Annotated in this window: 9 protein-coding genes; 2 read left to right on the top strand and 7 right to left on the bottom strand. The window is 68.3% G+C overall.

Annotation, left to right across the window (positions count from 1 at the left end; translation table 11 throughout):
- The first annotated feature begins 170 nt into the window (after nt 1-170).
- The gene (locus OSC27_RS09460; RefSeq protein WP_267181217.1) at nt 171-1,001 is read left to right on the top strand and encodes a phosphatase PAP2 family protein; all 831 of its coding nucleotides are present in this window, start codon (nt 171-173) and stop codon (nt 999-1,001) included.
- Between the two features lie 395 nt (nt 1,002-1,396).
- On the opposite strand, the gene OSC27_RS09455 is transcribed toward OSC27_RS09460, so the two are convergent.
- The 6 genes from OSC27_RS09455 to OSC27_RS09430 form a co-directional block, all read right to left on the bottom strand.
- On the bottom strand, nt 1,397-2,452 hold the full coding sequence (locus OSC27_RS09455) for a LacI family DNA-binding transcriptional regulator (RefSeq protein ID WP_416348841.1): 1,056 nt from the start codon (nt 2,450-2,452) through the stop codon (nt 1,397-1,399).
- Nucleotide 2,453: 1 nt separating this feature from the next.
- Nucleotides 2,454-3,950 (bottom strand): GH1 family beta-glucosidase, encoded by a 1,497-nt coding sequence (locus tag OSC27_RS09450; protein WP_267181215.1) that lies wholly within the window; start codon nt 3,948-3,950, stop codon nt 2,454-2,456.
- Nucleotides 3,951-3,958: 8 nt separating this feature from the next.
- Complete coding sequence (locus OSC27_RS09445; RefSeq protein ID WP_416348853.1) at nt 3,959-4,852, bottom strand: carbohydrate ABC transporter permease; 894 nt, start codon at nt 4,850-4,852, stop codon at nt 3,959-3,961.
- 8 nt (nt 4,853-4,860) lie between these two features.
- Nucleotides 4,861-5,988 (bottom strand): carbohydrate ABC transporter permease, encoded by a 1,128-nt coding sequence (locus OSC27_RS09440; protein WP_267181213.1) that lies wholly within the window; start codon nt 5,986-5,988, stop codon nt 4,861-4,863.
- Nucleotides 5,989-6,094: 106 nt separating this feature from the next.
- Nucleotides 6,095-7,420 (bottom strand): ABC transporter substrate-binding protein, encoded by a 1,326-nt coding sequence (locus tag OSC27_RS09435; RefSeq protein ID WP_267181212.1) that lies wholly within the window; start codon nt 7,418-7,420, stop codon nt 6,095-6,097.
- Nucleotides 7,421-7,948: 528 nt separating this feature from the next.
- Entirely contained in the window at nt 7,949-9,820 is a 1,872-nt protein-coding gene (locus OSC27_RS09430; RefSeq protein WP_267181211.1) for an MDR family MFS transporter, read from the bottom strand.
- Between the two features lie 231 nt (nt 9,821-10,051).
- On the opposite strand from OSC27_RS09430, the gene OSC27_RS09425 reads away from it, so the two are divergent.
- A complete protein-coding gene (locus OSC27_RS09425; protein WP_267181210.1) occupies nt 10,052-10,825 on the top strand; it encodes a M15 family metallopeptidase in 774 nt (257 codons plus the stop codon).
- Between the two features lie 226 nt (nt 10,826-11,051).
- Here the strand turns inward: OSC27_RS09425 and pgm are convergent, their stop codons facing one another.
- Nucleotides 11,052-12,695, bottom strand: coding sequence for a phosphoglucomutase (alpha-D-glucose-1,6-bisphosphate-dependent) (pgm, locus tag OSC27_RS09420; protein WP_267181209.1), 1,644 nt, complete (start codon nt 12,693-12,695; stop codon nt 11,052-11,054).
- Nucleotides 12,696-12,848: the final 153 nt, after the last annotated feature.

Genomic DNA, 12,848 nt, shown 5'->3' with positions numbered 1-12,848 from the left:
AGGAGCGCGTCGTGCAGCGGGTTGAGGAGCGCGCCCGTGCAGCGGGTTGAGGAGCGCGCAGCGCGTCTCGAAACCCAGTCGCCGGTTTCGAGACCCCCGCCTCGCGGGCTCCTCAACCCGCCTCGGGCTCGCTCAGGCTCTCCCAGCTATCGCGTGAGAGGCTTTTCTCCATGCGAAGCGCAACCGGACCGAAGCGCGCCCCCTTCGTGCTCGGCGCCCTCGTGCTCGCCGCCGCGTTCGCTGGCGTCTACGTCTTCTTCGTGCGCACCCACACGGGCCAGCTCATCGACGAGCGTTCGTTCGAGGGGGCCGCTCTCTGGCGCGGGGGCCTCGGTGGCCCGGCATCCTGGCTGCTGAACGCCCTGCCGGCCATCTCGGTCGGGCTCGCCTTCGTCATCATGGTGATCGTCAGCATCATCCGGCGCAACGGAACGGTCTTCATCGCCGCGGCGGCCGCCGCGCTCGCCGCCAACGCGAGCACGCAGCTGCTCAAGTACGCAATTCTCGACCGGCCGGACACGGGCGTCGCCGAGGGCCTCGCCAACTCGCTGCCGTCGGGGCACACGACGGCAGCGGCATCCGCTGCGTTGGCCGTGTTCCTCATCGCCAGCCCGCGGATGCGCCCCGTCGCCGCCGCGATCGGCTCACTTTTCGCCATCGTGGCGGGCGCCGCGACCCTGGTGAACCAGTGGCACCGACCGAGCGACGTCATCGCCGCACTGCTCGTGGTGGCGTTCTGGGGTTGTGGCGCCGGGTTCGTGCTGGCGACCAGCGCCTCAGCGCAGGCCGCCCGGCCGAGCCGAACCCGCGCGCTGCCGCTCGCGATCGGGGCGCTGCTGTGCGCGGTCGCGGCCGGCTTCGGCTTCGTCGTCACCGCGGGCGGTCTCGCGGTGGGGTCGAACCATCGCTTCATCGCTTATATGGGCGGGGTGGCGGCGATCGCCGCCATCGGCCTCGCCCTCGCGTGGGCCGGCGTCATGCTGTTCCGCTGGCTGCGCTGAGCGGCCTCGCTCCTCGCCCGCCCACTTCCCCACACGTCCGCTCGCGTCGCGCTCGCGCTCGCGTCACGGTGAGAGGCCAAAAACCGCCCTCAAAATCGAGAATGAGGGCGCTTTTTGGCCTCTCGCGGGGCGTGCGGGAAGGGGTGGGAGCGCGAGCTGGGTGGGAAGGGGTGGGAGCGCGGGGTGTGCGGGAAGGGGTGCGAGCGCGGGGTGTGCGGGAAGGGGTGGGAGCGCGGGGTGTGCGGGAAGGGGTGGGAGCGCGGGGTGTGTGGGAAGGGGTGGGAGCGCGGGGTGTGTGGGAAGGGGTGGGAGCACGAACTGGGTGGGGGCGCGAGGCGAGCGCGTGCGGGAGTGGGACGCACGGCGTTGGCGCGCAGGGTGTCGCGCAGCCCGCCTCACGTGGACTGGCGTACCACCAGCTCGGTGTCGAGCGTCGTGACGCGCTCGACGTGCGTGCCCTCGATGCGCGCGACCAGGGTCTGCGCCATCCGCACCCCCAGGCCGATCGAGGGCTGGTGCACGGTCGTCAGCGGCGGCGTCGCGGTGAGCCCGAAGTAGTCGTCGTCGAAGCCGACCACGGCGATGTCGTCTGGGATCGTCAGCCCCGCCTCGTGAATGGCCAGGTACGCACCTGCCGCCATCTGGTCGTTGGCCGCGAACACGCCGTCGATGGGCCCGCCCCGCTTCAGCAGCCTGCCCATGGCCGCGGTGCCGGATGCCGGTGAGAAGTCCCCGTACTCCACGAGCGACGCGTCCAGCCCCTGTTCCTCCATCGCCTGCCTCCACCCCGTGAGCCGGTCCACGCCCGGCGGCATGTCCTGCGGGCCGGCGATGACCGCGATGGATCGCCGCCCGCGCGCGATGAGGTGCCGCGCCGCCTCGGCCGCACCGGCAACGTTGTCGACGTCGACGAAGTAGGTGTCGTTCTCCTCGTCGCCGACGTCGAGCGGGCGGCCACCGAACACGATGGGCAGCGTGGCGCCGAGGCGCGCGTACGAGTGGTCGCCGGAGTGATGCGAGACCACGAGCGCGCCGTCGACGTTGCCGCCCATGAGGTAGCGGCGGGTCTTGTCCGGGTTCATCTCGGAGGCGATGACCATGTTGAGCGTGTAGTCCGTCTCGGCCAGGTGCAGCGCGACACCCTGCACGATCGAGGCGAAGAACGGGTCGGCGAACACGCGCGCCGTGCTTTCGGGCACGACGAGGGCGATCACCTGGGTGCGCCGGCTCGCGAGCGAGCGGGCGGCGCGGTTGGGCACGTAGTTGAGGTCGGCGATGGCCGCCGTGACGGCCTCGATGATCTCAGGCTTGACCCGCGTCGAGCCGTTCACCACCCGCGAGACGGTGGCACGTGACACGCCTGCTCGGGCCGCGACCGCCTCCAGCGTGGGGACTGCCGTTCCCGCTGCATCCGGCGTCGGCGCCGCGGGCTCGTCAGTCACGACCTCCATGCTAGGCGTTCACGGCGGCGGGGCTCACGCCCGTGCCGTCCTGACCCACCTGACCGTCGCCCGCGGTCGCGCCACCGCGTTCCGCCCGCGCCGCGGCAATGATGCCGGCGTAGGCGTGCCCGCTGTCCTTCACGGTGCGCACCTGCGTGTCGTAGTCCACGCGCACGATGCCGAATCGCTTGTTGTACCCCCACGCCCACTCGAAGTTGTCGAGCAGCGACCACACGAAGTAGCCGCGCACGTCGGCGCCGGCCGCGATCGCCTCGTTCACCGCGCGGATGTGCGCCGCCACATAGGCGGTGCGCTCGGGGTCGTGCACCGCACCATCCGCAGACACCAGGTCGTCATAGGCGGCGCCGTTCTCGGTCACGTACAGCGGCGGGATCGTGGGGTATTCGCGCCCGAGGCGCACGAGAAGAGTGCGCAGCCCGTCGGGATTGACCTCCCAGCCCATGGCGGTGCGCGGCAGGTCGCGGGGTGGGAACGACACGTACTCGCTGCCCACGAACGGTGAACTTTTGGGCCGGTCGGTCGGCTGCAGGCCGGGCTCCGCGTCGGCGGGCGCGGGGTGCCCGCTCACGTTGTCGTCGTGGTAGTGGTTGACGCCGACGAAGTCGATCGGCTGCGCGATGGTGGCCAGGTCGCCGTCGCGAATCACGTCGGAGAGGCCCAGCCCCGCGACGTCCACCAGCAGGTCCTCCGGGTAGGCGCCGAGAAGCAGTGGCTCGACGAACATGCGGTTCCATAGGCCATCGATGCGCCGCGCGGCCTCGAGGTCGGCCGGGTCGCTCGGGTCGTTCGGCACGGCGTTGGTCAGGTTCAGCGTGATGCCGAGCTGAATGTCACGAGCGGATGCCGCGGCCCGCTCCCGCAGCGCGCTGACGGCGAGTCCGTGCCCCAGGTGCTGGTGGTGCACCGCTGCGAGGGCGGCGTTCGGCTCGCGCCGACCGGGGGCGTGCTCGCCGGCAGCGTACGCGATGAGGGAGGAGCAGAGCGGCTCGTTGAACGTCGTCCAGTGGCTGACCCGGTCGCCCAGCGCGTCATAGACGGCGTTCGCGTAGTCGGCGAAGCGGTACGCGGTGTCGCGGTTCGCCCAGCCTCCGCGCTCCTCGAGCGCCTGCGGCAGGTCCCAGTGGTAGAGCGTGAGCCAGGGCAGGATTCCGGCGTCGAGAAGCTCGTCGACGAGGCGACTGTAGAAGTCGAGGCCGGCGGCATTCACCTCACGGTCACCCGGCTTGATGCGCGCCCAGCTCGTCGAGAAGCGGTAGGAGTCGAGGCCGAGGCGCTTCATGAGCGCCACGTCTTCGGGCATGCGGTGGTAGTGGTCGACGGCCCGCTCTGGGGTGTCGCCGCCGGCGACCGCTCCCGGCACGCGGGCGAAGTGGTCCCACACCGAATCCTCTTTGCCGTCTTCGTGGGCGGCACCCTCGATCTGCGCGGCGGCGGTGGCGGAGCCCCAGAGGAAGCCCTTCGGCCAGGTCGTTGCGTATTCGGTCACGAGTCGTGTCAGCCTTTCACTGCGCCGGCCATGATGCCGGAGACGAGCTGCTTTCCGGCGAGGATGAACAGAACGAGAAGCGGGATGGTCGCCATGACGGCGCCCGCGAGAACGATGGAGTAGTCGACGTACTTCGCCGACTGCAGCTGGCTGAGCGCCACCTGCAGTGTCGGGTTCTGCGGAACGACGAGCAGCGGCCAGAGGTAGTCGGTCCACGCGGTCATGAAGGTGAACAGCGCGAGGATCGCCATGGCGGGCCTCGCCGCCGGAACGCCCACGTGCCAGAACGTGCGGATCATGCTCGCGCCGTCGACGCGCGCCGCCTCGATGAGCTCGTCGGGAATCACGTCGACCAGGTACTGCCGGGTGAAGAACACGCCGAACGCCGTCACGAGCGTGGGCACGATGACCGCCCCGAGCGTGCCGGTCCAGCCGAACTGCTTCATGACCATGAAGAGGGGGATGATGCCGAGCTGCGTCGGCACGGCGAGCGTGGCGACGACGAACACCATGAGGCCCTCGCGGCCGCGGAAGCGCAGCTTGGCGAACGCGTAGCCGGCGAGCGTGGAGAAGAACACGACCGAGATTGTGATGATGCTGGAGACGATGAGGCTGTTGCCGAGCGACAGCCAGAACGGCACGGTGTCGAGCACCTCGCCCACGTTCTTCCAGAACAGGCCTCCCGGAAGCAGGGGCGGCCACTGCGAGCTGAGCACCGAGCTCGGGCTGCTGCCGGCGATGTACGACCACCACAGCGGGTAAGCCCCGCCGAGGAAGATGGCGCCGAGGCACGCGTAGGTGATCCAGCCGGGCCGGCGGTCGATGCCGAGCGCCCTGCGTCTCGGCTTACGCGCTCCCGCGGGGGCCGACGCGGGCTTCTGTGCCTCGGCTTTCTGCGTCATGGTCGCGCTCATGAGTCCTTCTCCTGCGTGTGTGCGCCGGGTGCGGCGGTGGTGGAGGCGGCGTCGGCCGCATCCGCTCTCTGTGTCTGAGCGCCTGTGGGCCTGTCGGCGTTGTAGGCCGCCAGCCGTTTCTTCGCCCTGCGTTTGGAGACGCGGGCCTCGCTCGAGGCGATGCGGCGCGACAGCTCGAAGTTGATGAGGCCGATGAGCACCACGAGGATGAACAGCAGCCAGGCGACGGCGGAGGCGCGGCCGAAGTCCTGCCGGTTGAAGGCGAGATCCCAGAGGTAGAGCACGGTGGTCTGGTACTGCCGCTGCGGGCCGCCGGGTGTGGCGCTGGTCGCGTTGAACAGCTTGGGCTCGGTGAAGATCTGCAGCCCGCCGATGGTCGCCGTGATGATCACGAAGATCATGGTGGGGCGGATGGAGGGCAGCGTGATCGAGAAGAAGCGGCGGAATGACCCGGCGCCATCGAGCGCCGCGGATTCGTGCACGTCGCGCGGCACGGCCTGCATGGCGGCGAGCAGGATGAGGGCGTTGTAGCCGGTCCAGCGCCAGTTGACCATGGTGGCGATGGCGATGTGCGAGGGGAAGACCTCGGTCTTCCACATGATGGGGTCGAGATGGATGGCCGTCAGCAGGTTGTTGATGAGGCCGTACTTCTCGTCGAAGGCGCTCGAGAAGATGAGGGTCACAGCGACCGGCGTCACGACGTAAGGCAGCAGCACGCTCATGCGCCAGAACGTCTTGGCGCGAATGTTCTGGTCGAGGATCGCGGCGATGAACGTGGCGGCGATGAGCTGGGGGATGGCCGAGAGCAGGAAGATGCTCATGGTGTTGAAGAGCGAGTTCCAGAAGAACGGGTCTTTGAGCTCGGTCACGAAGTTGTCGAAGCCGACCCATTCGCCTGGCCCGGTGAGCAGGTTCCAGTGGTTGAGCGAGACCACGAACGTGTAGACGAGCGGGAAGAGGCCGATGAGCCCGAACAGAATGAAGAACGGCGCCACATAGATGTACGGCGAGTACTTCACGTCGAGGCGGCCGAGGCGGTGCCTGAGCGTGAGGCCCTCGGTGCGCGTCGCGCGCGGACGAGACGGTTTCGTCGCCTGCTCGGGCGGCGTGAGTGTAGAGGTCATGCTTCTTCTCCTGGGAGTTCCAGGCCCCCGGGTTCGGGTGATCCCGGGGGCCTGGCGTGGAGGGTGTTACGTGGGTGTTGCTGGGTGTTGCTGGTGCTTCTCGGTGCTACTTGTTGACGACGAGCTGGTCGAGCAGCTTCATGGCGTCATTCCATGCCTGCTGGCCGTTCGCCTTCTTGGAGTCGATCTCCTGAACCGCCGGGCCGAAGACCTGCGACTGGATCACCGAGTCGTCCGGGCCCTTGTACTGGGCCACGACACCCTCGGCGCGCGAGGCGAGGATCTTGCCGACGGGCGCGTTGTTGAAGAACTTCGAGAGCTCGTTCGGTCCGGTCACGCCTGGGTCGGTCTGCGCCTCGAGCGTGCTCGGGAACGTGCCGGCAGCCTGGAACGCGGCGACCTGCTGTGCAGGGTCGGTCAGCCACTGCGCGAGCGCCGCAGCCTCCTTCGGGTGCTTCGACTGCTTCGGAACGGTCAGGAAGCTGCCGCCCCAGTTGGCCGCGCCGCCGGGGAACACGTCGGCGAAGTCCCAGCCGCTGGTGGCGTCGCCGCCGCCCTGCGTAACGCCGCCCTTGACGTTGCCGAGCATCCAGCCCGGGCACACCATGGTGGCGAAGCTGCCGTCGAGGAACGCCTTGCCCTTACCCCAGTCCCACTGGGTCTGGTTCGACGACTGGCCGGACTCGGTCGCGTCGGCCAGCTTGAGCCACAGCGACTTCAGGGTCGAGTTGTCCTTGACGTTGAGCTTGCCGTCCTTGGTGTAGTAGCCCTCATCCTGCTGGTTCACCATGGCGTTCCAGATGAAGCCGGACTGGTCGTAGAACGGCTTGCCGGTCGCCTTCGTGTACTGGGCGCCCACCTTGAAGTAGTCGTCCCACGTGGCGTTCTTGCCGCCGAGCAGCTCAGCGACGCCGTCGCGGTCGCTGGGCAGGCCCGCCGCGGCGAACAGCTTCGAGTTGTAGCAGAGGCCCTCGGGACCGATGTCGGTGCCGTAGCCGATGATGCGCCCGTCCTTGTCGGTGGCCTGCTTCACCTTCCAGTCGACCCAACGGTCCTTGATCTTGTTGATGCCGTAGTCGCGCAGGTCCTGGAACTGGTCCGAGACCTGCATGACGGCGCTCAGCCAGCCCTCTTCGACGCCCTGCACGTCGGGCAGCCCCGCGCCCGCGGCCTGCTTCGTCTGCCAGTCGGTCTTGGCGTTGTCACCGGTGTCGATGTTCGTCGCCTTGATCGTGATGTTGGGGTGGGCTTTCTCGTACTTCTTGTACAGGCCGTCGAGGCCCATGGTGCCGAACGTCGTGACGGTCAGCGTGATCTTCTCGTTCTTGGTTCCCGATCCGCTGTCTGAGGCAGCGCATCCGGTGGCGAGAAGGGCGAAGGATGCCGCGCCGGCGATGACGGCGGCGACCCTGGTGCGGCGTGAAGACTTCACGGTCACTCCCTTGTGTGCGTGGACAATGTGGGTTGTTTGTTTCAGGTGTTTCGGGTGATTCGATTTCGTGAGAGCGCTCTCTTTTCGTTCGTGAGAGCGCTCTCACGAGATTGAGGAAAGGTTACGGAGTCTCCACAGCAAAAGTCAAGACCGAGCGGATGGCGTCGCTGCGCGCCGCTCTCGTGGCCACTCTCGCGCGCCACCGGGCCGTGCCAATCGGGGTACAACCGGCGCCGACGGACGGCGCCCCTGCCGATGCACGGCGCCCCCGCTCCAGACAGTAGAAAACGACGGAGAATCGGCCATTCTGGCCGGTTCTCGGCCCCTTACCCCTCAAGCCGCACGGAATGTCCGTCGTTTTCGTTCGGTCGCGTAATGGGCGGGCTGCCGGCGGCTTGAACCGGCGGCGAGGGGAGAGCGCGCCGACAGCACACGTGTCGTGATGCCAGCGAATGGGGTACAAAATGAGGAAGGTGGGCGCGCGGCATCCGTGATCAAATTGTGACCGAGCGGGAGCCTTCGAGACTCCTACTTGGGTGGCTGGCGCTGGATCGGTACGTCAGAGGTGCGGGTTCCTGGTTCCACCAGGGCGCCCATCTGGTCGGCGGCGCCCTGAAGGCGCAGCGCCGCGCGGGTCTCTTCGTCGGCCGTATCAGCCTCATTGGCGGCGTGAGCCTGGTCGGCTGCGTGAGCCTCGTCGGCGGCCTCCTGCAGCGCCGACTTCATGCGCAGTGGCGGCGTCTTGAAGAACCAGCTGAGCACGAACGCGATCGCCACCACGATGAACGCGACCCAGAACACCGTGACGGCGGCGTTCGAGAATCCCACGAGGAACGGCTCCGACAGGCGATGATCGGCGCCGTTGAGGAACGAGGTGTCGCCGTTGAGCGAGTTCGCGAGGTTGCCGCCACCCGAGACGCTCGGCTTCTTGCCGCCCGCAAGGGCCTCGAGGATCGGCTTGTAGAACGACATGATGCCCTTGTTCTCGGGCGCTCCCGCGATCGCGGGGTTCGCGGCGGCCTTGAACGCGCTCGAGGCAATCGACTGGTCGCTGAACGCATCCTTGATGGTCTCGGGGATGCGCGCGAACAGCACCGAAAACAGCACGGCGGTGCCGAGCGTTCCACCGATCTGGCGGAAGAAGGTCGAGGCGCTCGTGGCTACGCCCATGTCGCGCAGGCGCACCGAGTTCTGGCTCGCGATCGTCAGCGTCTGCATGAGCTGGCCCAGGCCGAGGCCGATGAGCAGCATGCCGCCCATCATGAACCAGATCGACTTGTCGGCCGTGAGGAACGTGAAGTAGAAGAAGCCCGCGGCCATGAGGCCCGTGCCGAGAATGGGGAACATGCGGTACCGGCCCGTGTGCCCGATGATCTGGCCGCTCGTGATCGACGCGATCATGAGCCCGAGGATCATCGGCAGCATCTGGTAGCCGCTCTCGGTCGGGGTCGAGCCGAGCACGAGCTGCAGGTACAGCGGCACCGTCAGCATGGCGCCGAACATGCCGAAGCCCACGAGAACGCCGAGCACCGTGGCCATGGAGAAGGTCGCCGAACTGAAGAGCTTGAGCGGGATCAGGGCGTCATCCTTCATCGCCCATTCGACGAACACGAACGCAATGGCCGAGGCGCCACCCACGATGTAGCACGTGATCGACCCGGCCGACGCCCAGCCCCAGTCGCGACCCTGTTCGGCCACGATGAGCAGCGGAACGAGCGCAACGATGACGGTCGCCGCACCCCACCAGTCGATGCGCACCGAATGTCGTGACGTTTTCGGCAGGTGCAGGAAGCGCAGCACCATTCCGAGCGCGAGCAGCCCGATGGGCACGTTGATGAGGAACACCCACCGCCAGCCCGAGATGAAGAGAATCTGATCGGCGCCGGCGAAGAGACCGCCGACGAGCGGGCCCACAACGCTCGAGATGCCGAACACCGCGAGAAAATAGCCCTGGTACTTGGCGCGCTCACGCGGCGCGAGAATGTCGCCCATGATCGCGAGAGGCATCGACATGAGGCCGCCGGCACCGAGACCCTGGATCGCGCGGAACACCGCCAGCTCGTACATCGAGGTGGAGAAGCTCGACAGCAGCGACCCCACGATGAACACGGCGATCGAGAACATGAAGAGCGGGCGCCGCCCGAAGATGTCCGACAGCTTGCCGTAGATGGGCGTCGCGATAGTGGAAACGATGAGGTATGCCGTGGTCACCCACGCCTGCAGCTCGAGCCCGTGCAGGTCGTCGCCGATGGTGCGGATCGCCGTGCCGACCACCGTCTGGTCCAGCGCCGAGAGGAACATGCCGGCCATGAGCCCGAAGATCACCAGCAGGATCTGGCGGTGGGTCATGACGGCGCCGGCGGTGGCCGACTGGTGGCTTGCGGAGTCGTCGCGTGTCATGCGTCCTCGAAACGTCGATATAGAGCACAGGATGCCGCGGGCAGCTCCGGTCGCGACAGGGGGTCAGAAAATATTGCGCAGAGTGCAAGCTACACCGAACCGGCGACGCCGAGTGCCATTAATCGAGGAGTCGCGGGCGCGTTCACTCTCAGCGAAATCGCCGCCGGTGGAGGGCGAACGCATCGAGGTCGCCGCGCGGCGTCATCCGCTCGGCCTCATAGTCTTGTGGTCGTGAATCGTCGTCTCGCCGTTGTCGCGCCGCTCGCAGCCACGCTTCTCCTGAGCGGATGCGCGGCGACGCCGCCGTCGCCCGCCGCACACTCCTCGGCCGCCGTGCAGAGCACGGCCCCCGCGGCGCCCGACTCTGCGACGCCGACCCCGACGACGCCCGCGTTCCGCCGCGACGCCCACTCGACGAGCGACCCCACGAGCATCTGGGTCATCGCGAACAAGAAGCACCCGCTGCAACCCGCCGACTACGCGCCCACCGACCTGGTGCGGCCCGACATGCGCAACGTGAACGGTCAGCCGGTGCGGCAGGTGATCGCGCCGGCACTCGCGCAGATGCTGGCGGCGGCGGCGCAGAGCGGCCTGCAGTTCCAACTGCAGAGCGGATACCGCTCGTACGCCACGCAGGTGAGCGTGTACAACGCGATCGTGGCGTCGTCCGGGCGCGCCGCCGCGGACACGAGCTCGGCCCGTCCCGGGTTCAGCGAGCACCAGACGGGACTCGCGGTCGACCTCAGCGCCTACCCGGCGTCGTGCACCCTGCAGGCCTGCTTCGCGGGAACGCCGCAGGGCACGTGGCTCGCCGCCAACGCGTATCGGTACGGGTTCGTGCTGCGCTACCCCGAGGGCAAGGAGCAGATCACCGGGTACACGTACGAGCCGTGGCACTACCGGTACGTCGGCACGCAGTTGGCGGCCGAGATGCACGCAACCGGCACGCAGACGCTCGAGGAGTTCTTCGGGGTGACCGGAGGCGACTATGCGAACGCCGGTTGAGGAGCGCCGCAGGCGCGTCTCGAAACCGAGGTTGCGCCTCTGCGGGTTGAGGAGCGCCGCAGGCGCGTCTCGAAACCGAGGTTGCGCCTCTGCGGGTTGAGGAGCGCCGAAGGCGCGTCTCGAAACCCCGGTTGCACGTACGGGTGTTGGGTTTCGAGACGCCCGCTTGCGCGGGCTCCTCAACCCGCGTGGGTTGGGTTTCGAGACGCCCGCTTGCGCGGGCTCCTCAACCCGCGTGCGAGCCGAGGGCGGCGTCGACGATCTCGCGCGCCTGCGCCTGCACCTCGCGCAGGTGCTCGGCGCCCTTGAACGACTCCGCGTAGATCTTGTACACGTTCTCGGTGCCGCTCGGCCGCGCCGCGAACCACGCGTTCTCGGTCACGACCTTCACGCCGCCGACCGCCGCGTCGTTGCCGGGCGCCCGGCTGAGCGCCGCCGTGATCGGTTCGCCTGCCAGCTCGCTCGCCCCGATCGCATCGCCGTCGAGCTTGCCGAGACGCGCCTTCTGTTCGGGGGAGGCCGCGGCATCCGTTCTCTGATAGACCGGGTCGCCGAACTTCTCGGTCAGCTCGCGATACAGCACGCTCGGGCTCTTCCCCGTGACCGCCCTGATCTCGCTCGCGAGCAGGGCGAGCAGAATGCCGTCTTTGTCGGTGGTCCACACGGTGCCGTCCATGCGCAGGAAGCTCGCGCCCGCGCTCTCCTCGCCGCCGAAGCCGACCGAGCCGTCGATGAGGCCGGGTACGAACCACTTGAAGCCGACCGGCACCTCCCAGAGCCGGCGACCGAGCGCGGCGGCCACCCGATCGATGATCGACGACGACACGAGGGTCTTGCCCACCGCAGCGTCGTCGCGCCAGCCCGTGCGGCGCCGGTAGAGGTAGTCGATCGCGACCGCGAGGAAGTGGTTGGGGTTCATGAGGCCGCCGTCTGGCGTGACGATGCCGTGCCGGTCGGCGTCGGCGTCGTTGCCGGTGAGAATGTCGAAGTCGTCCTTGCGCGCGAGCACAGAGGCCATGGCCGACGGGCTTGAGGGATCCATGCGGATCTTGCCGTCCCAATCGAGTGTCATGAAGCCCCACTGCGGATCGACCGTCGGGTTCACGACCTCGAGGTTCAGGCCGTAACGGTCGCGGATCGCCTCCCAGTAGTGCACGCTCGCGCCGCCGAGGGGGTCTGCACCGATACGGATGCCCGACTTTTTGATCGCCTCGATATCGATGATGCTGGCCAGGTCGTCGACGTAGTGGCCCCGGAAGTCGTACGTGTCGACGGCGCTCGGCTCGGAGCGCATGACGTCGCGCATTCCGTCGGCGATGATCTCGTTCGCCCGCTTCGCAATCCAGCTCGTCGCGTCGCTGTCGGCCGGGCCGCCGTGCGGGGGGTTGTACTTGAAGCCGCCGTCTGCGGGCGGGTTGTGGCTGGGGGTGACCACGATGCCGTCGGCACGCTTGCGGTGCGAGCCGGCGGCATCCGCTCGGTTGTTGTATGTCAGGATCGCGTGCGAGAGCGCGGGCGTCGGCACGTAGTCGCCGAACTCGTCGACGAGCACGTGCACCTCGTTGCCGGCGAGCGCCTCGAGGGCCGAGGTGAGGGCGGGCTCGCTGAGTGCGTGCGTGTCCGCGCCAAGGAAGAGCGGGCCGTCGACGCCCTGCGAGGCGCGATACTCGACGATGGCCTGCGTGGTGGCGGCGATGTGGTGCTCGTTGAACGCCGTGTTCAGCGAGCTGCCGCGGTGGCCGGAGGTGCCGAACACCACCCGCTGCTCGGCGATGGTGACGTCGGGCTTCAGCTCGTAGTAGGCGCGTACGAGGGCCTCGACGTCGACCAGGTCGGAGGGCTGTGCTGGGGTGCCTGCGCGATCGTTCATGCTGCCCAGTCTGGCACCGCGGCGGGCCCGGGGAAGGGGGTGGGGCGCGGGCGGTGGGGAACGGGCGTCGCGGTCGCGGAGGGGCGCGCGCTTCAGCAGGAGGAATCGCGCGACATGCCGTCAGCGCGCGCCCCCGGCCGGCGTTTCACTCGA

Source organism: Microbacterium sp. STN6 (genome assembly GCF_026410545.1).
Classification (GTDB): domain Bacteria; phylum Actinomycetota; class Actinomycetes; order Actinomycetales; family Microbacteriaceae; genus Root112D2.
The sequence above is the reverse complement of the archived record's forward strand: the minus strand, read 5'-3'. Positions and strand labels throughout refer to the sequence as shown.

Bases quoted from the DNA above. Each gene is read 5' to 3' on its own strand.
- pgm (WP_267181209.1), bottom strand. From the start codon at position 12,695: ATGAACGATCGCGCAGGCACCCCAGCACAGCCCTCCGACCTGGTCGAC.
- OSC27_RS09440 (WP_267181213.1), bottom strand. From the start codon at position 5,988: ATGACCTCTACACTCACGCCGCCCGAGCAGGCGACGAAACCGTCTCGT.
- OSC27_RS09455 (WP_416348841.1), bottom strand. From the start codon at position 2,452: ATGGAGGTCGTGACTGACGAGCCCGCGGCGCCGACGCCGGATGCAGCG.
- OSC27_RS09445 (WP_416348853.1), bottom strand. From the start codon at position 4,852: ATGACGCAGAAAGCCGAGGCACAGAAGCCCGCGTCGGCCCCCGCGGGA.
- OSC27_RS09460 (WP_267181217.1), top strand. From the start codon at position 171: ATGCGAAGCGCAACCGGACCGAAGCGCGCCCCCTTCGTGCTCGGCGCC.
- OSC27_RS09430 (WP_267181211.1), bottom strand. From the start codon at position 9,820: ATGACACGCGACGACTCCGCAAGCCACCAGTCGGCCACCGCCGGCGCC.